Genomic DNA, 24,057 nt, shown 5'->3' on the forward strand with positions numbered 1-24,057 from the left:
CGTGCGCTTCTTATCCCGCCGCTGCGGCCTCGCCCGCAGCGCGAAACGATAGACATCAAACCCGCCCGGCAACGCCTTCCGCCAACTGCCACGTCCCCGGCCGCGTGCGCTTGGCGCGGTACATCGCGGCATCCGCCGCCCGCAGCAAGCCGTTCGCATCCGACGCGTGATCGGGATACAGCGCCACACCGGCACTCATCATGGTGGCCACCATGCGTCCGTCGGGCAACTCGATCGACGGCACCATGCCGGACAAAATCTCGTCGGCGATCCGGCACACGCTTTCCACGTCGCGCACAGTGCCCAGCATCACCGCAAATTCGTCGCCGCCCAGGCGCGCGACCAGATCGGTCTCGCGCACCTGCGTGCGCAGCCGCGCCGCGACACCGACCAGCACCGCGTCGCCGGCATCGTGGCCCAGACCGTCGTTGATCTCCTTGAAGCGGTCGCAGTCGAGATACAGGATGGCGACCCGCTGCCGCGTCACCACGGCATCGCACAGCGCCACCGACAGACGCGACTCGAACTGCGCGCGGTTGGGCAGCCCGGTGAGCGCATCGTGCGTCGCCTTGTGTTCGAGCGATGCGTTTTCGTCGCGCAGCGTGTTCTGCCAGTCTTCGAATTCGTCGAGCAGCGCGTTGAAGTCGTCGCCGAGCTGGTTGAGTTCGGCGATCACCGCGGGCTCGACGCGCCGCCCGAACGCACGCTCGCGCCGCACGGCATGCGCGACGCCGGCGAGCGCGCGCAGCGGCGCAACGATGTTGCGCAGCAGACGCTTCGAGCTGACATACGCGCCGAGCACGCTGACGGCCAGGCAGCCGAGAATGCCGCCGATGCCACCGAGCAGGAATCCGAAGAACTGATGCCCGCGGCCACGCACGATCACCTGACCGACGACGATGCCGTCGTGCATCACCGGAATGGTCACGGGCCCGGGCAGCGCGAGATCGGCGACAGTGCGCTCGAGGCGGGCGATCCGGCCTTCGGCGGGCAGCTTCCAGGTCGCGAACAACTGTCCTTTGGCATCGGTGATCACCACCCGCGCGACATCCTCGTCGTTGGCGATGGTGGCGATCGCCTCGTTTGCCGCGACGCGGTCGCCGAACACGAGCGCCGCCTCGACCGTATAGCCGAGCGAGCGGGCCAGCAGGTTCAGGTTGTTGCCGGCATACGCGCGCAACGCGATCACGGCGACGACGATCAGCGACACGGCGGCCATCGCGACCGCGACGAACGCGAGGCGCAAATGCGCGCGACGCAGCACGCTTTGCAGCGTCGGGCGCGGCACGCGTGAAGACGAAATGGGGGGCGCGGAGCGTGTCATGGCGTCAGCGGCCGTCGCGCGAGATTGAGCACGTTCGGATGCACGCGCACGCCACTGCGCGCGACGGCATCGAGATTGATGTCGAACGTCACGCGTTCTCCATCGACGGTGAGGCAGAACATGGCACCGGCGGTGCAGGACTCGTCGTGTTCGGCGATCGTCAGCACCGGGCGGCCCGCCAGCGCGGCTCGCACCCGCGCTCGCTCATCGTCGCCCAGGGAGCCGAGATACACGACGTCGCATGCGAGGCCGAGCGCGGGATCGTCGAAGCGCACGCGCTGCACGTCGAGCACGGTCGAGCCGGCCTGCAACGTGTCGGTGAGGCCGGCCGCGTAGTCGGGGCGACCGGTCACGCACAAATGCAGACGAACGGGCGTCGACGGCCAGCGCGTGAAACTGACGATGCCGAGCACGACCTGGCGCACGGTGGAGTCGTGTGAGGAAATCGCGGGACTGGCAGGACTGGCGGCCGGCGCGGGGGCGGCGATGCGCACGGTTTCGCCCGGCTCTTCCGTATCGGCAGACGCCCCGGCGAGGACGGCCGGCGCCCCGCTCAGAACGCAAACGATTGCGACGAACGCGCGGCGTAGCGTGGCGACTCGGCCCGGTCGGCCGGACGCCGTATGCGCAGCGATTGCCGCCGCGCGCACTGGCGTCGATACGGCTGCATGACTCGCAGCCGCCGCGCACACACTCGCATCCATGATGGAAACATCTGCTGCAGTCGTTCCCGGCGCTACCGCTTACCTGCATGCGCATGCAAGCACCGTCTCACGCGCACGAATGCTTCCATCTTAGGTAGAAATTCGGATCCCAAACCAGTGGGATACACCCGCGAATAACATCGGAAAGTATGTTGAATGGATGCTGTACGCATCGATGCGAGCGAACGCGTTGATCGACGTCGATCCAGTCGCGACGCCAACAGATTGATCAGTGGATTAGACCCCCGGTCGCGTCAGGTGATCGAGCGCGGCAAGCTGTTGAGACCTCGTCTGCAGCGGCTGTCGTGATCGGCAATGCGTGTACGCTCAACGGCCATACGGGGCAATATGGCAGGCCACGAATCGATGTCGCCGAAAATAACCACGCGCGAGTCCCGCCGCCATCCGCCGGAATGCCGGAGCCGACCCGAACATTGGAGCGTCTTGACGTCCTCACCCGCCTAAAGGCAGGTGATTCCCACACCTGGCGATGCACGTCCGCATCGGAGAATGTTCAGCGCAGCGTTGGTATCTCGATCATGCTCGACACCACAGCCATCGCAGGCCCACTCTCTCATTCGCAGTCCCGCGATACCTTTCGGCCGCGTCGTGCTGTCTTTCGATCCGCACGACGAACAGGACTGGGTAGAACCGCTTTCGTCGACTTCCTCGAACGTGGCCCCGTGCGCCATCGCCTTGTAACGGAGCTTGTTTCGGAAGGACGACCAGGATGCGTCGTAGACGCTTTTCGCCATCCTGGTTCTGGCGAGCTTCGCGGCCGACACGTTCCCGACCGCGATGTAATCGAAACGCCGCACCAGATCGAGCGCGAGCTTGTGCTGGAAATCGGCGCGGGCGTTCGCCACCTTGGCGTGCAGCTTCGCGATATGCCGCTTGTGCTTTCGCGCCCGTTGCGCTTTCGCCAGTTTCTCCGCCGCGCGTCGACCGAGCCGATCGTTAGGCAGCTTCTCGCCCGTCGAAAGTGTGGCGAAGTCTTTCAGGCCGAGATCGATGCCGACACCGGAACGGATCGGGCGGGCCTGCACATCGGGCATCTCGATCACGATGTTGAGAAACCAGTTGCCGCGTGCATCCTGCGCGAAGTTGGTTCCGTCCTTGATCTTGCCTTCAGGAAGTGGGCGGCTGTTGAACACGCGAAAGGTGTTGCCTCCAAAGCGGAACGCGTCACCCTCGCGCTTCAGGTCACGGCCCTTCAGCGGCACCCAGCCCAGCGATTTCCTGCCGCGATAGCGCAGGTAGGGCCGACGGTGCTGACTGCGCGACTTCGCATATTGCTCGCACGTTGCATTGACAGTGCCGGAGTGGATGCCGAGTTCCTTGCTACTGCCGGTGGTCAACACGTTCAGTTCAAAACCCGTCGGCCATTTCTTGCTCCACTTGAGCGCGTGCTTCTGCGTGTCATTGCAGAAGTTCCAGACGTAGTTCACCGCACGGCTCTGCTTGTTGAGCAGTCCGTTGAGCGACTTCACCCGGTAGCGGTAGACAAGAATCATGCAGGTGATCCTAACCCGTGGAAGAAGCTCCCTGTCAACAGCACGCCTTTCCTTCCCGCCATCAATGGCGGGGTTTCTCGGAGCAAATTCTGATGAAAATCGAAAACTCGGAACTCGAAGCGTTCGTCGCCGTCGCGGAACTCGGCACGTTTCATCGCGCGGCGGAAAAATTGCACCTGACGCAGCCGGGGCTGTCGCGCCGGATCCAGAAGCTCGAACAAACGCTTGGCGTCGAGTTGTTCCAGCGCACCACCCGCAGCGTGACGCTAACGGGCGTCGGCCGTCAGTTCCTGCCGATGGCGCGCGAGCAGATCGCCCAGCTCGGGATGATGCTGTCGTCGATCCAGGAAATCGCGCAAAAGCGCTACGGCAAGGTGCGGCTTTCGTCGATCCCGACCGTCGTCGCGCAAACACTGCCCGACGTCCTGCGTCGCTACTCGGACAAGTATCCGCAGGTCGCCGTGCAGATCCTCGACGGCAATCACGACTTCGTACTGTCGCAGGTGCGCGCGGGCATCGCCGAGTTCGGCGTGAGCCTGCACCCCGGCGACGACGACGATCTGGTGTTCGAACCGCTGTTCACGGACCGCTACGTGCTCGCAGTCCACGAGGACAATCCGCTGGCACGCGCGGACGCCGTCACGCTCGGCGAATTGCGGCACGCGAAGCTGATCATCGGCGGCCGCGACAGCGGCAACCGTCTGCTGCTCGAAATGCTGATGGGCCAGGAGGCGGTGCGAACCCGGTGGTTCTATGAGGTCGAGCACATCTCGTGCGTCGCCGCGCTCGTGGCAGCCGGCGTCGGATGCGCGATCCTGCCCGAGAGCGCATTGCGTGCGTACGGCTCGCCCGCGGTACGCACAGTGCCGATCGCGAGCCCGACGATCGACCGCACGGTCGGCATCGTGCGGCATCGCACCATCTCGATGTCCAGCTTCGCGAGCGACCTCCATGCGCTGGTGAAGGCGGCGTTCGCGTAACGCCGCGGCGCGCGTGGCGTCGCGGCATTGATGCCGGTTTCGCATGAATCGCGAGCCGAACGGCATTGGACGCCCGAGAAATGGCTGGTGACGATGGTGGCGAACTTGAACGACGGAAGCGCGCCGCGCCCCGATTCCGCGCTGATTCTGGAGGAGCCACCATGCATTTCGACGTGATCCTGCGCCGCGGCGAACTGATCGACGGCACGGGAGCCGCGCGCTTCGAGGCCGATCTCGGCGTGACAGGCGAGCGCATCGCCGCAATCGGCGACCTGAGCAGCGCCACTGCCGTGCACACGCTCGATGCGAACGGCCTGGTCGTCGCGCCGGGCTTCATCGACAGCCACACGCACGACGATGCGTTCGTGCTGACCGATCCCGACGTCGAGCCGAAAGTTGCGCAAGGCGTGACCACGGTGATCGCCGGCAATTGCGGGATCAGTCTCGCGCCGCTGCTCGCGGAACGCGACGTGCCGCAACCGCTCGACCTGCTGGGGGCGTGGCAGTCGTTTCGCTTTCCGTCCTTTCGCGCCTATCTCGACGCGCTCGACGCAACGCCCGCCGCCGTCAACACGGCGGCCCTGATCGGTCACTCGACGCTGCGCGTGCGGCACGTGGCCGATCTCGGACGCGCAGCCGACGCGGCGGAGATCGCGGCGATGGCGGCCGACGTGCGCGAGGCGATGACGGCCGGCGCATTCGGCGTCTCGACGGGCACCTTTTACCCGCCCGCGGCGGCCGCGACGACCGACGAGCTGATCGACGTGTGCGCGCCGCTGCGCGAGACGGGCGGCGTGTTCGCGACGCACCTGCGCGACGAAACCGATGCGATCATTGCGTCGCTCGACGAAGCATTCACGATCGGTCGCGCGCTCGACGTGCGCGTCGTGCTGTCGCATCACAAGGTGGCCGGCAACGCGAACCACGGCCGCTCGGTCGAAACACTCGCGCATATCGATGCGCAGCGCACACGGCAACCGCTATGCATCGACTGCCATCCGTATCCCGCGACGTCGACGATGCTGCGCGCGGATCGCATCCGCCAGTCGTCCCGCGTGCTCCTCGCATGGTCGAAGCCGCATCCCGAACTCGCGGGCCGTGAATTCGCCGAACTGCTGCCGCTGTTCGGCGATTCCATCGACGCCGCGATCGATGCGCTGCGCCCCGCCGGCGCGATCTACTTCGTGATGGACGAAGCGGACGTCGAGCGCATCATGCGCCACGAACTGACGATGGTCGGCTCCGACGGCCTGCCCAACGACCTGCGCCCGCACCCGCGGCTGTGGGGTACGTTCCCGCGCGTGCTCGGCGAATTCTCCCGCGAGCGCGGCCTGTTCCCGCTCGAAACCGCCGTGCGCAAGATGACGGGCCTCACTGCCGAACAATTCGGAATCGCGGAGCGCGGGCGCCTCTCGGTCGGTCATTACGCCGATCTGGTCGTGTTCGATCCGGCGCGCGTGATCGACCGCGCGACATTCGCGAACCCGACGCTACGCCCTGACGGCATCGAGCACGTGTTCGTCAACGGCCGTGCCGTGCTCGCACACGGCCGACACACCGGCACACGCCCCGGCCGGGCGCTGCGCCGCGCAAGCTAGGATCGGCCGGCCCATGGCGCGCCCTTGCGCCGTCGCGGAAGCCGCCGCTCGCGCGGCCGCCGCCCTGGAGTCAACCTGCACGGAGTCACCATGACGAATTCCAACGGCATCCCCACGCCGCGCGGCATGCAAACCGGTTCGGACCCGCATGCGGATGCCGCCGCGCCCGGCATCGACGCGCTGTATGCGCGCGTGAGCCGACGCATCATTCCGCTGATCCTCGTGTGCTACTTCTTCGGCTATCTCGACCGCGTCAACGTCGGCTTCGCGAAGCTGCAGATGGTGACGGACCTGCACCTCACGGACGCCGCCTACGGCGTCGGCGCCGGGCTGTTCTTCGTCGGCTACCTGCTGCTGCAGGTGCCGGCCGGCTGGCTCGTGCGACGGATCGGCGTGAAGCGTTGTCTTGCCGGCTCGATGCTGACGTGGGGCATCGTGTCGGTCGCCACGCTCGCAACCCGGGACACGGCGAGCTTCCATGCACTGCGCTTCCTGCTCGGCGTAACGGAAGCGAGCTTCTTTCCGGCCGTGATCGCCTACTTCAGCGTGTGGTTTCCGTCGCACCGGCTCGCCAAGGTGATGGCCTTCCTGTTTCTCGCCATGCCGCTGGGCGTGATCGTCGGCGGCCCGCTGTCGGGCTGGATCATGGACGCGACGCACGGCGCCTTCGGGCTGCGCGGCTGGCAGTGGATGTTCCTGATCGAAGGCCTGCCGGCCATCGTGCTCGGCATGGTCCTGCTCGTGCGTATAACGGAGCGGATCGACGATGCAGCGTGGCTGACCGACGCGGAAAAACGGATGATTCGTGCGGAGATGGCCCAGGAAGCGACAGGCAAGCGCACCCGCCTCGGCGCGGCGCTGCGCGAACCGACGCTATGGCTGCTGTTCGCAACATCGTTCCTCTACAACGTCGGCAACTATGGGCTCGTGTTCTGGATGCCGACGATGATCAAGGCACTCGGGTCGCTGAGCAACCTCGGAATCGGCCTCGTCAGCGCCATCCCGTATCTGGTCGCGTCGGTCGCGATGGTCGCGAACGCGCAGCATTCGGTACGAACCGGCGAGCGCCGCTGGCATACGGCGCTGCCCGTCGCGATCGGCGGCGTCGCGCTGCTCGCGAGCCTCGGCGTGCGCACGCATCCGGTGCTCGCCGTCATGTGCCTGACCGCAGGCGTGGCAGGCATCATGAGCACGCTCGCGATGTTCTGGAGCTTGCCGTCGCGGATTCTCGCCGGCGAGGCCGCCGCGGGCGGGGCCGGGCTCGTCAACATCGGCGCGGCCGTCGCCGGGTTCGTCGGACCGACGCTGATGGGCTACGCGACGGGATTGACCGGCAGCACTGAACTCGGCGTCGCGCTGCTCGCCTTCACGCTGTTCGCCGCCGCCGCGCTGATCCTGTCGATTCCGCGCCGGCTCATGGTGCGCGCGTGAGGGCGGTGCCTTCGATGCGCGGCGCGCTCGCGCTGGCGGCCGAGGTTCGCGCGGGACGCGTGAGTGCAGTATCGCTCGTGCAAACCGTGCTCGCCGATATCGCCGCGCGCGACGGCACGATCCATGCCTGCGCACAAACCTTCGACGCGCGGGCCCTGCGCAACGCGCTGCGGATCGACGGCCTCGTGCGCAACGGGCGTGACCCCGGCCCGTTGGCGGGCGTGCCGTTTCTCGTGAAGTGGAATTTCGACGTGACGGGCTACACGGCGGTCGCGGGATCGCCCGCGCGCGCCGCATTGCCGGCCGCCGCCACCGACGCATCGGCGGTCGCGCGACTGTGCTCGGCCGGCGCGGTGCCGGTCGGCGCAACGCAGATGGACGAACTCGCGTGCGGCGCCACCGGCGTGAATCCGCACTATGGCGCGGTGCGCCTGCCGGCTGACCCGGCACACATGACGGGCGGTTCGTCGAGCGGCTCGGCCGCCGCCGTCGCCGCGGGATACGTGCCGCTCGCGCTCGGCAGCGACACGAACGGCTCGATTCGCGCGCCGGCGGCGCTGTGCGGCGTGTGGGGATTTCGCCCAAGCGAGGGGCGGCTGTCGCGGGCCGGTTGCCTGCCCTATGCCGAATCGCTCGACACGGTGGGCGGATTCGCGAACGATATCGACGATCTGGCGGCGTTGTATGACACGCTATGCGACGCGAATTCATTGCGCGCACAACCGATTCTCGATCCAGCCGCCCCGCTTCGCGTCACCGTGCTGACGGGCGATTTCGACAGACTGGCCGATGCGGATGCGCAACGCGCCGTCCGGCGCGCGGCGCGCTGTCTGCATGCGGGGGAATCCGTGCCGGTCGGTAGCGGCGAAGTCGCACGCGCGCGTGACGCGGCGACCGCGATCTCGAATGTGGAGCTGGCCCGCACCCATCGCGGGCTGCTCGACGCGCCGGTGGCGCTCGTCTCCGAACGCCTGCGCTCACGCATCGCAACCGGCCTCGCAACACCCGACGCCGCCTATCGCGACGCGCTTGCCTGCCGTGACGCCTGGCGCGCGCGCATCGAAGCGCTGTTCGCGCGCTACGACGTGCTGCTCGCGGCCGCGACGCCCTGTGCCGCACCGCGCGTCACCGACGCGACCGTCGATGTCGACGGCGTCGCGCTCGAACCCGCGAAGACGCTCGGCCTGCTCACACAGCCGATTTCGTTCGCGGGGCTGCCGGTCGTCAGCGCGCCGTGCTTCGTGTCGGGTGAATTGCCGGTGGGGGTGCAGTTGATCGGTGCACCGCAAGCCGACGCGGTCTGCTTCGCCGCCGCGCGGCAATTCGCTGCCGCCTGGAGCGACCTGGGCCGGTAGCAACATCACCGTCGAGCGCGGCGCGCCCGGCGAAGGCGCGACTTCGGCGACGCGGAGCGGATCAAGCGCTTGCCGATCGAATCGCATCCGTTCCCGCGCAGCCAGTTCACGCGGATGCGCTACGCCCGCGAATCAGATCACCGCTTGTCGGCTTCCTCGACGAAGATCTCGAACCACGCGTTCATGACGGCCCAGAAATCGACCGGCTCGAGTTCGGTCGGATTCTCGTGCCACCAGAGTCGTCCAGCCGCGCTGCCGTCGCCGGCACTGTCGCGAAGATCCAGGCACAAATAGTCGCCGCTGCCGTTCTGAAATACCGTCCACACGAGATCCGGGTTCACGCCGAGCTTGCGCGTCTCGTCGGTCGTCAGGTCGAGCTTGTCGGTCAGCGCCGTCTGGTCGCCGATCGGCATCGGTCCCATCGAGTTGGCGGGAAAGAAAGTCCAGCCGTTATGTGTGAATTGATAGAAGCTGCGCAAATCGTCAGGCAACGCACGCCACAGCGACATGTCGTCCGACACGAGATCGCCGAGCGGCGGATGGCCGATGAAGAAGTTCAGATCGTCGCCTTCGACCGTGTACGGATAGAGCAGGCACAGATCGCCGTTTTCCTTCTGGAGCACGGCGGGACGTCGCAGCTTCTCCGCGAAGAACGTCTCGACCGCGGGCAAGCGACCGACGACACCTGCCCACATCTTCGCGAGCCAGTTGCCCAGCGCGGCGTCGGGTGTATCCAGTAGCGCAACCCATGCGGTCGGCACCTGGACGTCGGCGGGAATTTCGCTCGACGCGAGCCAGACGCGGCCTCGCAACCGGAAGCGTTGCAGTTCGGCGGTGTAAGTCTTCGCGGATAGCTCAATCATTGCCATTCACCATTGAATTCGTCATCGGGGCATTCTACTTCGGCTGTTCGCCAAGCAAATCGTTGATCTGCTGCTGCAGCATCGTCCGATTGTCGGCTTCGCGCTGCATCATCTGCTGTCTGAAATCTTCGTCGACCTTGATGCGGCCCTTCTTGTATTCGGTCCAGTCGGCATAGGACTTCGATCCCTTCGATGTATTCGCCGTCTCGCTCAGACCCGCGAAGTTGTCGGGATTGTTGAGGACCTTGACCTGGTTCTCGGCAGACAAATCCTTGAACCCTGGCATCTCCGTGACCTCCTTCATCGACACGATGTGGTCCGCATGCAGCGACTTGTCGATCGTCAGGCCCGGCAGCGCAGGATCGTCCATGCCCGGCTCGAAGTTCTCGTTGACCATCTTCTGGATCTTCGAACTCGGCGTCTTGGACCGAAGCTGATCGTATAGCGATCGCGGCACACCCTTGGTCGTGACCCGAACGTTGCCGCCATTGGAGCCGAGCGTGTTCGGCTCGATTTCCACCTTGGTCCGGTTCAACACGTCGACGGCGTTCTTCGCGGCTTCGGTGTCGGCGCCCTTCGCACCGAGCCCGAGCAACGCGAATCCCCCCACGCCGACCATGATGTCGCCGTAACCGGGCCCCAGCGATTCCCCCCATGAATGCAGCGCATTCAGGCCGACGTTGGCGCCGATCACAGTCCCCGCGAACAGCGCGGTAGCCGCCGCTCCGGCCGCGAGCGCGCCCAGCCCGGCCGCACCCAGCGCAACGAAGCCGAGTACCTCGAGGGCGGTCTCGAACATCGCCTCGGTATCGTGGATGGCCACGACGGTGACGGTCTCGCCACCGACCGTCACGTTGTCGCTCGCGGTCTTGATGACGGCGCCGCACTCCATCTTCATCGACAGCCGCGCCATCGGCTTGCCGTTGACGGTCACGGTGCGCGAGCCCTGCGCGACAAGCAGTTTCGACTGCGGGAAATGATTGAACGGAAGGCCGTTGCATTCGTCCGCAAAATCGACTCCGGCACGCAGCGCGGAACGGCTGTTGACCGTGACGTTCGACGATCCCGGATGAAGCATGCCGGTGGTTGGACCGGATAGGTTGGCCGCTTTCTGTATGCCGCGCACCAGCGCGCCGCCGGCAAGGCCGCCGCCCGCCACGCAGCCGCCGACGATCGCGACAAGCGCGAGACCGCCCGTGGCCGCGGTCGCCGTCACGATAGCCGCCGCAACGACCGCGCCGACCACGGCGCCCGCGATCATCCCGAGCAGGCCGAAGCCATGCGCAATCTCGTCGCCCATGCGGGCGGCGCGCAAGGCCGCCTCGGCACCGCTCATGACGTCGCGCCGTCCGCGCGCTGCCGCCGCAGATGCGCTTCGATGTCCTGCAGCGTCAGCAGGGGCGGCACGCCTTCCACGGCGGTGACCGCGTCGAGACGGCGCCGCAATTCGAGCCCGGAGTAGCCGGGATTGGGATGCAGCTCGTAGCGCCCGTCCATCTTGAACAGCCCGTGGCGACTGCGCTGGACGATGGTCGGCGCGAGCGGCGAACCGTCGCTCGCGAAAAACACCCAGTCGTGACTTTCGACTTCGCGCGCGCTGATCCGCTCGCACGCCGCGCGAAGGTCCGGATAGACGCGAAGCACGCGCGTCTTCGCCGACAGCGCGAACACGTGCGCCAGGACTTCGTGCGGTGCGGCCTGGGTAACGCCTTCATCCGGCGCGGGCGGCATCACGGCGAACGACGACAGGATCGCCGTCCATGCGGGGATGTGCCGCTCGAAATCCTCGACGCGCGCATTGAGCGTGAACACCAGCATCGCATCGTCTAGCCGGACCATCGCCTGCCGCTGCCGCAGCAATGTCTTGTCGCTGCGCCACTGATAATCGAGCATGAGGCCCGGAAGCCCGCCGATCGAGACGGTCTCGCGTGCGAGCGGCTTGTAGCCGGGAAACTGACGCTTGAATGCCGTCTGCTGGGCATCCGCGTAGGCGCCGACATCGTCGAGCGGTGTGTCGTAGTCGCGCGTGACCACGAACGCTACGTCCTTGCGACCGGACGCATCGGGCAAATGGAACACGTTCATGGTTTGGTCTCGCCAGCCGTCGGGCAAGACCATGCGCCCCTCGTGCAATCGGTAAACCGCCATTCCGTTCTTCCTTTCGTTGATTCGGACGTATGCGTCCGGGCGGCGCGTTACTTCGTCTTCTCGCCGAAGCCGACGCTCGACAGACAATCGGGGTTGCGCTCCGCGAACCCGAACACGAGCTCGCCCCATGCGGTCTCCGAGCGAAACGTGGTTTCCTCGTTCGGCGAGCGGCCCGACGGCGCACCAGCGATCCGCATCCCGGCAAAACGCATCTTCACGTCCTCCCGGCGGACGCAACGGCCTGACAGCGTCAACGTGAGCGCGCCGCGCGCGTCGCCTTCGTTGCTCGTACGCAGCACGATTCGCTCGATCTGCGTGCCGTCGTCAAGCGTGATGGTGGCGCCGTCACCGGTGCTCCAGAACGTGAAATATTCGTTGCTCGATTCGGTCCGGGCGAGCGTCGTATGAAGCAGGTGCTCGACGGGTTCACGCCGAATCGGCTGATGGGTACCGATCTGGTCGATCACCTGCCAGAGACTGAGTTGAACGGTTGTATGCATCTTCTTCGATCCTTCCGAACAAGCCGGCGTCACGCCCAGCGACAATGCGAGCAGCGACGCGACGATCGCCGCGCTGCGGCCCCGCTTAGTGGGACGGGTAGTTACGGTCATACCAGCTTCCGTAGTAGGTTTGATAATCGACATACTGGCCATTGACCGGCACCGACGCATGTTCTCCGGTGCCGTAGACATGGCCGATCGCAGCCCGCGCCGCGCTCACGTCGCCGTTTTGCAGGAACCGGTTGTACGCCGCGTTGTAGGCGGGCGCATTGTCCGGATTGCCGGCGATACTGATGTCCGAGCCGCCGTGCGAGAGGATTTCGCGCTGCACCTTGATGTTGTTCAGCGTTGCCGCGCCTTCGTCCGCCAGTTCGCTGTTGACGTAGTTGGTCTTGGTCGAATAATCCGGCGTGCCCTGATACAGCGCGTGCCCGGTTTCATGCGCAAGCCCCTGGACGACGGCCTCCGGATTCCCCCGGTCGTTGCCGTCGATCACGATCGTCGGCGGTTGGCCATGCTTGTTCGTGGAAGAACCCTGATTCGCGGGACCGTACTGGATATGCCAGCCGTCCTTCTGCAGTTTCGTGATGTCGCGTTCGAGCGTAGGTGATTTCGCGGCGAGCTGGTCGACGCGTGCGCCCAGCCCCGTCGTAACAGCCTTCTTCTGTGCGGCCTTTGCGGGCTTCTTGCCGTGACCGGGCGCAGCGGCCGCGGCGGCGCCACCACCGCCGCCCCCACCACCGCCGCCCGCCGGCGCCGCAAGATCGGGCTCGGGCGCGCTCGGGTCGGTCACGGGCACGAGCGGCGGCGATGCCGGTCCGGTCGCGCCGTCGGGATTCAGGTCGACGCTCTGCGAACCCAGCACGACGACGCGCGTGCCGTCGATCACGATCTGTCCATCGGCCGACAACGTGATCTTCGCCTTCCCGCATTCGAGAACGATCGATTGCGAGCCTTTCACATGGACGTGCTCGGTATCCGATTCAATCTGCACGGGGCCCTTTGCCTTGAGCGCCATGTGCTGTTCCTGCGCATGCAGGATCACGGCCGTCTTGGCCGTGTGCTGAATATGCGCGTCCTGCGACTGCACGGAAATCGCCTTGCGTACGATGTTCGCGTGCTGGCCCTGGGTGACGACGTTCGTCTGATTCGGGCCGTTCACGACCGTTACATGATTGTTCTGAACGGTCGTGGCCATATCCTTCTGACTATGGATATTGACCAGTTCGTCGCCCTTCTTGTCGTGGATCACGACCTCGCAGAACCCGCCGCCGCCTGGCGTGGAATTGCTGTGAAAACCCATCTGATGCGCGCCGTCGGGTAATGCATACGGCGGCGTCTGCTCGGCGTTGAACATCCGGCCAACGATGATCGGCCGATCGGGGTCGCCATTCAGGAAGTCGACGATGACCTCCTGATTCACGCGCGGAATCGCAACGGTTCCCCAACCTCGTCCCGCCCACGGCTGCGACACGCGTATCCAGCAGGAACTGTCCTGGTCGTTCTTGCCGTAGCGATCCCATGGAAACTGGACCTTGATCCGCCCCATCCCGTCGGTATGGATTTCCTGCCCCTTGGGGCCGACCACGATCGCGCTCTGCGGCCCGGGCATGACCGGCTTCTCATGCAGCCGCGCCGGACGATACGGAATCTTGCTGCGAATCAGCGTCAGCGCGCTCCGGAAACTGCCGGGCTGCGCCGACGCATCGTCGAAATTGTTCTTTGCGTCGATCTCGATACCGATGACGAGGAATTCGTTGTCGTCCTGCTTCGCAGGGTCGAACCAGAAGTGCCCGTCGATCTTGAACTTGCGGCCGACGGTAAGCCCGCGGCAACCGGATTCGCCACGGAACACCTTGGCCTGCCACTCGAACACCTCGAGCCGGCGCTTGGCTTCCGCCTCGCCGGCGCTGGCGTCCGTGTATGCGAATGCAGGGTTGCCGTCGTACACCTCGAGCTTCGGCGCGTTGCCCTGATCGGCCAGCGTCGGCAATTCGACGTACGGCCGGCTCTTCGGGTGCTTGTAGTCGAAGGTATGAAGCGCGACCACGCCGGGCTGGGTCTCCCGGCTTGCCGACAGCGCAGTCAGGCGGTCGGCCTGCTGCACGCCGCTCGCCGCGTTGTAGGTCACGATGGGATCGTGTGCCTGATCGGGACACGACGCCGAATCGTCGGCGATCACGAGCGTGTGACCATCCTGCCGATATTCGAAGTAGTAGAACAGTCCGTGCCGCTCGAGCTGCCGGCTGACGAAATTCAGGTCACTCTCCTGGAACTGGACGACGTAATCCTCAGGCTTCAGTTCCTGCTTGATATGTGTCTGGTAATCGACCAGCGCGCCATAGTCGGCGAAGACCTTGCGCAGCACGTCGAGCACCGTGACCTGCTGATAGATTCGGCTGTTCACCCGCTTGCCGAGATACCACAGCCACGGCACCAGGTCGCCGCGGTAATGCGCGATGCCGCCGTCGTTGCGCTCGAACCCGAACCGCACCAGATAGCCGTGAATCTGCCGCTCCGATCCGTCCTGGAGCGTGATGTTGACGGCTACCGCCTGGTTCAGCACGTCTTTGAGATCGATCGACGGATTCTGCGTGATCAGGTCCAGCGTGTAGCTGGGCATTTCCGACAGCGCTTCGCCGCCCTTGATTGCCGCAATCGACAGCGCCCGGTTGCCCGTCAGCGACGACTGGAATCGAAGCAGGCGGGTCGTCTCGCTGAACGGCAAGGCCGACGCCGCCGCGGCTGGTGCGCTCGGTGCCGGGCCAGGAACGAAGAATTGCGGTGCGGAGGCGAGGTCGGAAAGCGGCTGTCCGGAAAGCGGGTGATCGTCGGGCGGTGCGGCGGCCGCCATCGGCGACGGCGAGGCGAGCGCCGACCCCATGCCGGACATCGCCCCGGAAGCGAGTTGCCCGGCGAGCGGATTCAGCATACCCGCTGCCGGCGCGGCCATCGACGCCGCAATCTGAGCCGGGTTGCCGCCGGCGGCCAGGGCCTGCATGACGGCCGACGCGGTCGGCGCAATCTTGCCAACCACGGGGCTCGCCGCCTCGGCCATTTGCATCGCGCCGGATGTCAGCGCGCCCGCAAGCGGAGACGATCCCGCCGACTCGGCTATCCCGGCGATTCCTGCCATCTCTTTCATGGGCCCTCTCGCTTTCTATTTCTGGTTACCGCGACTCATGCGACGCGGCTTTACTGCATGTCGATGTCCGAAATATTAATTTCGAAACATAGGTTCGACGGGATACTCTTCTTCGATTCTTTCGCGATCGTCGAAATCGCATTCGCAAACGCACTGGCATCGGAGAAAACCGATATTCCCGCTCCGCCATGTGTTGTTTTTGTGGCAGGGATTATCGATCTCTCCCTGCAAGCGGCGCCATCATAACGGCCTGCTTCAAGCCCGTCCACACTTTAAACTAAGCTCGTTACTCGAATATTTCCGGCTTTGGCGCATCAATTAAAGCAATTTTTACATTGACGCGACGCAGAACGGCATTATTTTCCGAGTCAAAATAATAACCATATCTGATTCAAAACAAATGCACTGCTAATGAGCGTCGCCCCCGGCCCATTTCCGCTTTCCCGGAATGATGAAAATGCCGAAATTGCGAGTCCGCCGATCGCGCCGCATCCGGATGCGTCATCCGATTTTCGCTGGCGAATATGTCGCGTAATCGAACGACACTGATGAAATCCGATTCGCATGCACCCGACGCACATCGTGCCGCGCGGCAATGCAATCGGAAACCGCCGTTTCATGGGCGACCGACTATCATCCCCGCACCCGTGCCCACCGGAGGTATCCTTGGGCACTGACCCGCATTCGCGTCATCACGAAACGCGGCCCCTCCGCCCCACTCTCGCATCTGGCACCCTCCATGGACTTCGACGTAATCGTTCTGGGCGCAGGCATCGTCGGCGTCTCCGCCGCGCTGCACCTGCAGGATCGCGGCCGCAAGGTCGCCCTCGTCGATCGCGGCCCGCCCGGCGAAGGCACGAGCTTCGGCAACGCAGGGCTGATCGAGCGCTCGTCGATCGAACCGTATCCGTTTCCGCGCAGCCCGTTCACGCTGATGCGCTACGCGCTGAACCGCTCCACCGATCTGTACTGGCACAGCACGTCGCTGCCCGCGTTCGCGCCGTGGCTCGCGCGTTTCTGGTGGGAATCGGCGCCGATGCGTCACGCAGCCGCGTCGCGCGACATGCTGCCGCTGATCGAGCGCTGCATCGTCGAGCACGACGCGCTGATCGCGCGTGCCGGCGCAGGGGAACTGGTGCGTGCAAGCGGTTGGATGGAAGCGTTCCGCACGCCGGCCGCATTCGAACGCGCGGTCGCCGATGCGGGCCTCACCGCGCGCCGCCACGGGCTCGGCATCACGCCGCTCGATGCCGCGGCACTTCGTGCACAGGAACCGAGCCTCGCGCCCGGCTTCTGCGGTGCGCTCCACTGGCTCGATCCGAAAAGCGTGGTCGATCCGTCAGCGCTCGTCAAAACCTACGCGCAACTCTTCGTGCAAGGCGGCGGCACGCTGCTCACCGGCGATGCCGCGAGCCTCGACGCATTGTCGCCGGGCTGGCAGGTCACGACGGAACAAGGCAGGATCGCCGCGCCAGCCGTGGTCGTCGCGCTCGGCCCGTGGTCCGACACGGTGTTCGGCAAGTTCGGCTACAAGATTCCGCTGCGCGAGAAACGCGGCTATCACATGCACTACGCGCCTTCCGAACGCGGCGCGCCGTCGGCGCCGATCGTCGATCGCGAATACGGCTACGTGATCGCGCCGATGCGGCGCGGATTGCGGCTGACCACCGGCGTCGAGATCGCGCGGCGCGGCCTGCCGCCGACCGGCGTGCAGCTCGATCGCGCGGAACGCGTCGCGCGCCCGGTGTTCGGCTTCGGCGAACGGCTCGACCCGCAGCCGTGGCTCGGCTTCCGGCCGTGCACGCCGGACATGCGGCCGGTGATCGGCCCCGCGCCCGCGCATCGCGGGCTGTGGTTCTCGTTCGGGCACAACCATCACGGGCTCACGCTCGGCCCCGTCTCCGGCCGCCTGCTGGCCGAGATGATGACGGGCGAAGCGCCGTTCACCGATCCGACGCCCTACCGCGCCGACCGCTTCTGAGCCCCGCGCTCAGTCGAGCGCGCGGCCGAAGATCCGGATGACTTCGTCGAGATGCTCGGCCATCGCGCGGCGCGCGGCCTCGGGCTCGCGTGCGCGGATCGCGTCGAGGATCGCGCGGTGTTCCAGCTCCGACCGGTGCGGCATGTCGTTGGGCATGTACAGCGACTGCAGCCGCTGGAACATCAGGTCGTACTTGTGCGCGAGCAACTGCTTGATCATCAGCGCATAAGCCGGGTTGTCGCTCGCTTCCGCGATACGGATATGGAACAGCCGGTCGCCCGGATGCGTGAGCGAGCCGCTGCGGTTGTCTTCCTGGTTGCGCAGGAACGCGTCGTGAATCCCTTCGATTTGCGCGTCCGAGCCGTGTTTCGCCGCGAGCGCCGCGGCTTCCGGCTCGATCAGCCGGCGCGCCTGCAATAGCGCGAACGGCGGGATTTCGGTATCGAGGTCGAGCGCGATGCCGAGCTCGGGATCGATCTCGACGACGGAAAACGGCGCAACCTTCGTGTCGGGCCGCGGTTCCGGTGCGGCAGCCGCCTCGGGCTGGCGCACCTTCACACCGTCGCCGACACGCACGCTGACGAGCCCGCTCACTTCGAGCGCGATCAGCGCCTCGCGCACCGACGTGCGCGACACGCCGAACTGCTCGGCCAGTTCGCGCTCGGGCGGCAGATAGCTGCCCGGCGGAAAATCGCCGGACCCGATCATCGCGCTGAGCTTGTCGGCGATCTGCTGGTAGAGGCGGCGGTTCTGAATCGGCTGGATGGACATACGTTGATACAGGTAAGCGGTTGCGTTGCGGACGGCCCGACGAATGACGCAGCGGGCCGTTCGCGCCTATTTTATATGCCGGGCTTCGGGTCGCCCGGCACCGCATAGCAACGTGCGGCCGTGCCGCCCCACAACGCGTTGCGCTCGGCCGCCGACAACCGCGCGTCGGCCCAGCGCTCGACCAGCGACGCCACTTCGTCATACGACGCCGCGAGCAGGCACACGGGCCAGTCCGACCCGAACATCAGCCGCTGCGGGCCGAACGCGTCGAGCGCCGCATCGAGGCATTGCTCGATGTGCCGGATGTCCTGCCCGCGCAGGCCACGCCGCCAGTCCGTCTCGGTCACGAGCCCGGACAGCTTGCAGACGACATGCGGCAGCGCGCCGAGCTCGCGCAACGCGGCACGCCAGCGTGCGAGCGCGGTGTCGTCGCGGTCGAACTCGGCGAGCGCGGGCTTGCCCGCATGATCGAGCACGAGCCAGTGCGCATCGTGCCGTGCGCAGAACGCGCGCACGTCGGGCAACTGGCGTTCGTATACGAGCACGTCGTACACGTAATCGTTCGCCTGCAGCCATGCGACGCCGCGATTGAACGCGGGATCCGCGACGAACGCGTCGACGTCGGCTTCGTCCTGCACCTGGTGACGAAAGCCGCGCAGCTTCGGGCTGCGCCATTCGGCGATGCGCTCGGCGAGCGCCGGCGCACCGAGATCCTCCCAGCCGACCACCGCCGCGATGCGCGCGTCGTCGCGGGCGAGATCGAGCAGGAACGACGTCTCGTCGCGTCCGGCGCGCGCCTGCACCGCGATCGACGCGCCGAGCGCGTGCGCATGCATCTGCGGCCACAGCGCGTCGGGCAGGTAATCGCGGGCGAGCACGCCCATCCCGGGGCCGATCCACGGATAGTCGGCTGCGCGGTAACGCCAGAAGTGCTGATGGGAATCGATCCGCACTGCGCCCATGGTGTCCTCGTGGTTCGCGCTCGAACGCGGCATCACGTCACGCTCAGTCGTACAACACCGCCGAGATCTTCGGGTCGTCGATATTGGTCTTGTCATACCAGTAGAAACCGGTATCGATGACCTTCGGCAGCTTCTCGCCCTTGATCGCCTTCACGGCCGCCTCGACGGTCTTGTAGCCGATTCCGATCGGATTCTGCGTGATCGCGCCGGCCATCAGCCCGCTGCGGATCGCGTCCTTCTGCTGCTTTCCGGAATCGTAGCCGACGATCACGACCTTGCGCTTCATCTCGCGCACGCCATTCACCACGCCGATCGCCGAGCCTTCGTTGGTGCCGAACAGACCCTTGAGCTTCGGATACGCCTGCAGGATCGACTTCGTCACCTCGGTCGACTTCAGCTGGTCGCCTTCGCCGTACTGCACGGTCACGACCCGCACCTTCGGGTGCGCCGACTTCATCCGTTCGAGAAAGCCGTCGCGGCGATCGATGCCGGTGCGGCTCGTCTGGTCGTGCGCGACCACGGCGACCTCGCCTTCGTCGCCGATCAGTGCGGCGAGCTTGTCGGCGGCGAGCGATGCGGCGGCCTTGTTGTTGGTCGCGGCGGTCGTCACCGGGATGTCGCTGTCGACGCCCGAGTCGAACGCGATCACGGGGATCTTCTCGGCCTGCGCCTTCTTCAGGAGCGGCAGCGCGGCCTTGCTGTCGAGCGCGGCGAAGCCGAGCGCGGCCGGCTTCTTCGCGATCGCGGCGGACAGCATGTCGATCTGCTTGTCGACCATCGCCTCGGTTTCGGGGCCTTCGAACGTCACCTTCACCTTGTAGTCCTTCGCGGCCTGCATCGCGCCTGCTTTCACGGCCTGCCAGAACTGATGCTGGAAGCCCTTCGAGATCAGCGGGATGTAGGTTTCCTGCGCCTGCGCGCCGGCCGTCACGCCGACGGCGAACGTCAGCCCGACGATCGCGTTCAACACCTTGCTCCTGATCACTTCGCGTCTCCTTGGTTGGTATCGACTGAAATGCCGGCCCGGCCGGCGGTGAAGCAGATGCGCATGCACGTACGTGCGTCAGCGGCGGCGCCGGCGCAGGATGTCGACGTAGACGGCGAGGATGATGATCACGCCCGTCACGACCGTCTGCCATTCCTGCGCGACCGACATGATGCGCAGGCCGTTGGTCAGCACGCTCATGATGAACGCGCCGATGATGGTGCCCACGATGCTGCCCGCGCCGCCCGACAGCGACGTGCCGCCGATCACGACGGCCGCGATCGCATCGAGCTCGTAGCCCTGCCCGAGCGCCGGCTGCGCGGAATTCAGCCGCGACGCGATCAAGAGCCCGGCGATCCCGCACACCGCGCCGCTGAACGTGTAGACGGCGATCTTCCACGCATCGACGTTCACGCCGGACAGCCGCAGCGCTTCCTCGTTGCTGCCGAGCGCGAACGTGTAGCGGCCGAAGATCGTGCGGTTCAGCACGATCGATGCGCCGATCGCGACGAGGAACAGGATCAGCACCGCGTTCGGAATCGGCAGCGCGGGAATCAGGCTGCCGATCAGCGAATCCTGCGCGATCGACGTGAACCCCGGCGTGTCGTTGAAGTAGATCGGCCGCGTGCCCGAGATCACGAGCGACAGCCCCTTCAACAGCATCATCATGCCGAGCGTCGCGATGAATGGCGGCACCTTCATCTTCGCGATCACGAAGCCCGACACGCTGCCCGACAGCGCGCCAAAGCCCAGCGCGGCCAGGATCCCGAGCGGCAGCGGCATCCCCCACTTCGTCAGCACGACGCCGGCCATCACCGCGCAGAACGTCATCAGCGTGCCGACCGACAGGTCGATGCCCGACGTGATGATCACGTACGTGCATGCGACCGCCAGCACGCCGTTTACCGCGGTGGCCTGCAGGATCGACACGAGGTTGTCGACGTCGAGGAAGTTCGGCGACGCGAAGCTGAAGAATGCGATCAGCAGCACGAGGCTCGCGAACGCGAGCAGCTTCTGCCGCGCGGCCGGGTTGAAGAAGCGGGCTTTCAGGCCGGCTGCGCCGGCAGGCGTGTCACCGGTGGCCAGAGGCGGAACGGGATGCGTATCGTTGGGCATGATCGTAGGGTCTGTTTACATATGGAACGCGCATGCGTTGCCACGAGAACGGCCGCTCGCGAGGCGCGCGACGCCGCGAATACTGACGTATTCGCAAGGAGCGCAACGCGGCGAGCGGCCGTTCTCGTGGCAACCCCAAATTAAAAAATTCATGTCACGGGAATGCCCGAAATCGCCCGTATGGCGGCGTCGCTCGTCGCTTGTTTGGCTCGGCCAAACGGCGCTCCTCACTTCTTGCCCTCCGAGCGATTTCGGGCATTCGCATGTGCGTTCCATATGTAAACAGACCCTAGGCGTCTGATTCAGGACAGTACGGTCGACTCGCGCTGCGTCGCGAGCTGCATGATCTTTTCCTGCGTGGCGTCGGCCGCGCGCAATTCGCCGGTCACGCGCCCTTCGCACATCACGAGAATCCGGTGGCTCATGCGCAGCACCTCGGGCAACTCCGACGAGATCATCACGATCGCCTTGCCGTCGGCGGCGAGCGCGTCGAGCAACTTATAGATCTCGCTTTTCGCGCCGACGTCGATGCCGCGCGTCGGCTCGTCGAAGAACAGGATGTCGCAATCGCGCAGCAGCCACTTCGCGATCACGATCTTCTGCTGGTTGCCGCCCGACAGCAGGCGCGCGGGCTGCGCGACCGACGGCGTACGGATCGCGAGCTGCCGCACATACGACTGCGCGGTGTCGCGCATCTTGCGCGCATCGACGAACATGCCGCGCCGCACGAAGCGGCGCATGCTCGACAGCGCGATGTTGTTCTGCACGTCCATCCCGACCGCGAGCCCGAAGTGCTTGCGATCTTCCGACAGATAACCGATCCCGTGCGCGACCGCGTCGGCCGGCGTGCGGATCGTCACGGTCTTGCCGTGCACGCGGATCTCGCCGGCGTCGACCGGGTCCGCGCCGAACACCGCGCGCGCGACCTCGGTGCGGCCCGCGCCCATCAGCCCCGCGAAGCCGAGGATCTCGCCGCGCCGCAGCGTGAAGCCGACGTCGCGGATCGCGCGCCCGCGCGACAGCCCGCGCACTTCGAGCGCGACGTCGTTCGCGGATGTATCGGGCGGCGTGCGGAATTCGGTATCGAGCTGGCGGCCGACCATCATCGCGATGATCGCGTCCATCGACGTGCCCGCCATCGGCACGGTCGCGACATACTTGCCGTCGCGCATCACCGTCACGCGATCGGCGATCTGGCGCAGTTCGTCCATCTTGTGCGAGATATAGACGATGCCGACACCGTGCGCGCGCAGCTCGCCGATGATGCGAAACAGCTCGGCGATCTCCGCGTTGTTCAGCGCGGCGGTCGGCTCGTCCATGATGAGCACCCGCGAGTCGAACGACAGCGCCTTCGCGATCTCGACCATCTGCTGTTTCGCGACCGTCAGCCGGCCGACCGGCGTGCGCGGGTCGAGATCGAGCCGCATCCGCGCGAAGATCGCGGCCGCGTCGCGGTTCAGTTTGTCTTCGTCGACGAACACGCCGAAGCGGCCGCGCGGCTCGCGGCCGATGAAGATGTTCTGCGCGACGCTCAGGTGGTTCATCAGGTTCAGTTCCTGATGGATGATGCCGATCCCCAGCGCCTGCGCGGCGCGCGGATCGTCGATCTCCACCGCGTGGCCGTCCATCCGGATTTCACCGCCGTCCTTCTGATACACGCCGGCGAGGATCTTCATCAGTGTCGATTTTCCGGCGCCGTTCTCGCCCATCAGCGCATGCACTTCGCCGGCGCGCAGGTCGAAGCGGCAATCGTCAAGCGCCTGCACGCCCGGAAAGCGCTTGCTGACGCCGGTCAGCTCGATCAGCGCGGCGGGTGCGGCGGCCGGGTTCGGATCAGGTTGCATGGCTCGCCGTCCTCAGCCGATCGCGCGATCGAGATGCGTATAGCCGCCATCGACGAACAGCCACTGCCCCGTCGTGTGCGATGCGCGTTCCGACAGCAGGAACACGGCCGTGTCGGCAATCTCGTCGGCAGTCGTGAAGCGCTTGCCGAGCGGCACCTTGCCGGCGATCTCCGCAAGCTTCGCATCCGGGTCGTCGAAGCCGGCGATCCAGTTCTGGTAGAGCGGCGTCATCACCTCCGCCGGGATCACCGCGTTCACGCGCACGCCGTCGTCGCGCAATGCGACCGCCCATTCGCGCGTCAGCGCGAGCTGCGCGCCCTTCGATGCGCAATAGCCGCTCGTGTTGCCCTGGCCGGTGACGGCCGTCTTCGACGAAATATTGACGATCGCGCCGCGCGTGGCCTTCAGGTGCGGCACGCAGTGATGCGCCATCACGTAGTAGTGGATCAGGTTGCGCTCCAGCGATGCGACGAACGCGTCGCGCCCGGCATCGAGGCCGACGCTGTCGTTGATGCCCGCGTTGTTGACGAGGCCGTCGATACGGCCGAAACGTGCAACGGTCTGCGCGACGCCGTCGCGGCACTGCGCGTCGTCCTGCAGTTCAACCGACACGCGCGCGGCGCGCGGCTGCTTCTGCGTGAGTTCGCGCCAGAAGCCGTCGTCCGGCGCGTGGCGGGCGAACACGACCGGAATCGCGCCTTCGCCGGCGAGCCGCATCGAGATCGCGGCGCCGATGCCCGACGCGCCGCCGGTCACGATCACGACCTTGTCATGCAGATTCAAATCCACTTCGCGTCTCCGTCGTTCATGTTGTGGCCGCGCGCGACGCGCGGCGC

General features: G+C 66.0%; 19 protein-coding genes. 5 read left to right on the plus strand and 14 right to left on the minus strand.

Translation table 11 applies throughout. The annotated features are described in order from the left end of the window. Positions 1 to 55: 55 nt before the first annotated feature. The 3 genes from SB786_RS09655 to SB786_RS09665 form a co-directional block, all read right to left on the minus strand. A complete protein-coding gene (locus SB786_RS09655; protein WP_410727260.1) occupies positions 56 to 1,324 on the minus strand; it encodes a diguanylate cyclase domain-containing protein in 1,269 nt (422 codons plus the stop codon). Next, on the minus strand, positions 1,321 to 2,028 hold the full coding sequence (locus tag SB786_RS09660; protein WP_410727261.1) for a YfiR family protein: 708 nt from the start codon (positions 2,026 to 2,028) through the stop codon (positions 1,321 to 1,323). Before SB786_RS09660 ends, SB786_RS09655 begins: the two co-directional genes overlap by 4 nt. 461 nt (positions 2,029 to 2,489) lie before the next feature. Continuing rightward, the gene (locus SB786_RS09665; RefSeq protein ID WP_410727262.1) at positions 2,490 to 3,542 is read right to left on the minus strand and encodes an RNA-guided endonuclease InsQ/TnpB family protein; all 1,053 of its coding nucleotides are present in this window, start codon (positions 3,540 to 3,542) and stop codon (positions 2,490 to 2,492) included. Positions 3,543 to 3,634: 92 nt separating this feature from the next. On the opposite strand from SB786_RS09665, the gene SB786_RS09670 reads away from it, so the two are divergent. The 4 genes from SB786_RS09670 (at position 3,635) to SB786_RS09685 (ending at position 8,906) form a co-directional block, all read left to right on the plus strand. Beyond that, entirely contained in the window at positions 3,635 to 4,522 is an 888-nt protein-coding gene (locus tag SB786_RS09670; protein ID WP_410727263.1) for a LysR family transcriptional regulator, read from the plus strand. A 161-nt stretch (positions 4,523 to 4,683) separates the two neighbouring features. After that, positions 4,684 to 6,120 carry an N-acyl-D-amino-acid deacylase family protein gene (locus SB786_RS09675; protein ID WP_410727264.1) on the plus strand — a complete coding sequence of 479 codons (1,437 nt, stop codon included), beginning with the start codon at positions 4,684 to 4,686 and terminating at the stop codon, positions 6,118 to 6,120. 90 nt (positions 6,121 to 6,210) lie between these two features. After that, a complete protein-coding gene (locus tag SB786_RS09680; RefSeq protein WP_410727265.1) occupies positions 6,211 to 7,551 on the plus strand; it encodes an MFS transporter in 1,341 nt (446 codons plus the stop codon). A gap of 14 nt (positions 7,552 to 7,565) precedes the next feature. Next, positions 7,566 to 8,906 carry an amidase family protein gene (locus SB786_RS09685; RefSeq protein WP_410727381.1) on the plus strand — a complete coding sequence of 447 codons (1,341 nt, stop codon included), beginning with the start codon at positions 7,566 to 7,568 and terminating at the stop codon, positions 8,904 to 8,906. A gap of 137 nt (positions 8,907 to 9,043) precedes the next feature. Here SB786_RS09685 and SB786_RS09690 read toward each other — a convergent pair whose 3' ends face one another. The 5 genes from SB786_RS09690 to SB786_RS09710 all read right to left on the minus strand — a co-directional run bounded on the left by SB786_RS09690 (position 9,044) and on the right by SB786_RS09710 (position 15,562). Then, on the minus strand, positions 9,044 to 9,769 hold the full coding sequence (locus SB786_RS09690) for an SMI1/KNR4 family protein (protein WP_410727266.1): 726 nt from the start codon (positions 9,767 to 9,769) through the stop codon (positions 9,044 to 9,046). Positions 9,770 to 9,803: 34 nt separating this feature from the next. Next, positions 9,804 to 11,015 (minus strand): PAAR domain-containing protein, encoded by a 1,212-nt coding sequence (locus SB786_RS09695; RefSeq protein WP_410727267.1) that lies wholly within the window; start codon positions 11,013 to 11,015, stop codon positions 9,804 to 9,806. Positions 11,016 to 11,101: 86 nt separating this feature from the next. Then, entirely contained in the window at positions 11,102 to 12,046 is a 945-nt protein-coding gene (locus tag SB786_RS09700; protein WP_410727382.1) for a DcrB-related protein, read from the minus strand. After that, positions 11,965 to 12,528 (minus strand): hypothetical protein, encoded by a 564-nt coding sequence (locus SB786_RS09705; RefSeq protein WP_410727268.1) that lies wholly within the window; start codon positions 12,526 to 12,528, stop codon positions 11,965 to 11,967. Before SB786_RS09705 ends, SB786_RS09700 begins: the two co-directional genes overlap by 82 nt. Then, a complete protein-coding gene (locus SB786_RS09710) occupies positions 12,503 to 15,562 on the minus strand; it encodes a type VI secretion system Vgr family protein (protein WP_410727269.1) in 3,060 nt (1,019 codons plus the stop codon). The genes SB786_RS09705 and SB786_RS09710 overlap by 26 nt, the downstream gene beginning before the upstream one ends. A gap of 739 nt (positions 15,563 to 16,301) precedes the next feature. Here SB786_RS09710 and SB786_RS09715 point away from each other — a divergent pair. Next, a complete protein-coding gene (locus SB786_RS09715) occupies positions 16,302 to 17,543 on the plus strand; it encodes an NAD(P)/FAD-dependent oxidoreductase (RefSeq protein ID WP_410727270.1) in 1,242 nt (413 codons plus the stop codon). A gap of 9 nt (positions 17,544 to 17,552) precedes the next feature. Here SB786_RS09715 and SB786_RS09720 read toward each other — a convergent pair whose 3' ends face one another. The 6 genes from SB786_RS09720 to SB786_RS09745 all read right to left on the minus strand — a co-directional run bounded on the left by SB786_RS09720 (position 17,553) and on the right by SB786_RS09745 (position 24,010). Continuing rightward, on the minus strand, positions 17,553 to 18,314 hold the full coding sequence (locus SB786_RS09720; RefSeq protein WP_410727271.1) for a FadR/GntR family transcriptional regulator: 762 nt from the start codon (positions 18,312 to 18,314) through the stop codon (positions 17,553 to 17,555). Between the two features lie 71 nt (positions 18,315 to 18,385). Beyond that, positions 18,386 to 19,276, minus strand: a complete 891-nt coding sequence (locus SB786_RS09725) for an amidohydrolase family protein (RefSeq protein ID WP_410727272.1) — start codon at positions 19,274 to 19,276, stop codon at positions 18,386 to 18,388. 43 nt (positions 19,277 to 19,319) lie between these two features. Beyond that, entirely contained in the window at positions 19,320 to 20,261 is a 942-nt protein-coding gene (locus SB786_RS09730; RefSeq protein WP_006749499.1) for an ABC transporter substrate-binding protein, read from the minus strand. A 78-nt stretch (positions 20,262 to 20,339) separates the two neighbouring features. Further along, a complete protein-coding gene (locus SB786_RS09735; protein ID WP_011659424.1) occupies positions 20,340 to 21,377 on the minus strand; it encodes an ABC transporter permease in 1,038 nt (345 codons plus the stop codon). A 302-nt stretch (positions 21,378 to 21,679) separates the two neighbouring features. Then, positions 21,680 to 23,221, minus strand: a complete 1,542-nt coding sequence (locus tag SB786_RS09740) for a sugar ABC transporter ATP-binding protein (RefSeq protein ID WP_410727273.1) — start codon at positions 23,219 to 23,221, stop codon at positions 21,680 to 21,682. Positions 23,222 to 23,233: 12 nt separating this feature from the next. Continuing rightward, positions 23,234 to 24,010: an SDR family oxidoreductase gene (locus SB786_RS09745; protein WP_410727274.1), complete on the minus strand. Its 777-nt coding sequence runs from the start codon at positions 24,008 to 24,010 to the stop codon at positions 23,234 to 23,236. Between the last annotated feature and the right edge of the window lie 47 nt (positions 24,011 to 24,057).

The sequence above is a fragment of the Burkholderia sp. SIMBA_062 genome (assembly GCF_046534765.1).
Taxonomy (GTDB): Bacteria; Pseudomonadota; Gammaproteobacteria; order Burkholderiales; family Burkholderiaceae; genus Burkholderia; species Burkholderia ambifaria.

What these genes read in the sequence shown, in the direction of transcription:
- SB786_RS09705 (WP_410727268.1), bottom strand. Translation starts at nt 12,528, where the DNA reads ATGACCGTAACTACCCGTCCCACTAAGCGGGGCCGCAGCGCGGCGATC.
- SB786_RS09665 (WP_410727262.1), bottom strand. Translation starts at nt 3,542, where the DNA reads ATGATTCTTGTCTACCGCTACCGGGTGAAGTCGCTCAACGGACTGCTC.
- SB786_RS09715 (WP_410727270.1), top strand. Translation starts at nt 16,302, where the DNA reads ATGGACTTCGACGTAATCGTTCTGGGCGCAGGCATCGTCGGCGTCTCC.
- SB786_RS09660 (WP_410727261.1), bottom strand. Translation starts at nt 2,028, where the DNA reads ATGGATGCGAGTGTGTGCGCGGCGGCTGCGAGTCATGCAGCCGTATCG.
- SB786_RS09680 (WP_410727265.1), top strand. Translation starts at nt 6,211, where the DNA reads ATGACGAATTCCAACGGCATCCCCACGCCGCGCGGCATGCAAACCGGT.
- SB786_RS09700 (WP_410727382.1), bottom strand. Translation starts at nt 12,046, where the DNA reads ATGGGGCGAGCTCGTGTTCGGGTTCGCGGAGCGCAACCCCGATTGTCT.
- SB786_RS09670 (WP_410727263.1), top strand. Translation starts at nt 3,635, where the DNA reads ATGAAAATCGAAAACTCGGAACTCGAAGCGTTCGTCGCCGTCGCGGAA.
- SB786_RS09735 (WP_011659424.1), bottom strand. Translation starts at nt 21,377, where the DNA reads ATGCCCAACGATACGCATCCCGTTCCGCCTCTGGCCACCGGTGACACG.
- SB786_RS09740 (WP_410727273.1), bottom strand. Translation starts at nt 23,221, where the DNA reads ATGCAACCTGATCCGAACCCGGCCGCCGCACCCGCCGCGCTGATCGAG.
- SB786_RS09675 (WP_410727264.1), top strand. Translation starts at nt 4,684, where the DNA reads ATGCATTTCGACGTGATCCTGCGCCGCGGCGAACTGATCGACGGCACG.
- SB786_RS09685 (WP_410727381.1), top strand. Translation starts at nt 7,566, where the DNA reads ATGCGCGGCGCGCTCGCGCTGGCGGCCGAGGTTCGCGCGGGACGCGTG.
- SB786_RS09655 (WP_410727260.1), bottom strand. Translation starts at nt 1,324, where the DNA reads ATGACACGCTCCGCGCCCCCCATTTCGTCTTCACGCGTGCCGCGCCCG.
- SB786_RS09720 (WP_410727271.1), bottom strand. Translation starts at nt 18,314, where the DNA reads ATGTCCATCCAGCCGATTCAGAACCGCCGCCTCTACCAGCAGATCGCC.
- SB786_RS09690 (WP_410727266.1), bottom strand. Translation starts at nt 9,769, where the DNA reads ATGATTGAGCTATCCGCGAAGACTTACACCGCCGAACTGCAACGCTTC.
- SB786_RS09710 (WP_410727269.1), bottom strand. Translation starts at nt 15,562, where the DNA reads ATGAAAGAGATGGCAGGAATCGCCGGGATAGCCGAGTCGGCGGGATCG.
- SB786_RS09725 (WP_410727272.1), bottom strand. Translation starts at nt 19,276, where the DNA reads ATGGGCGCAGTGCGGATCGATTCCCATCAGCACTTCTGGCGTTACCGC.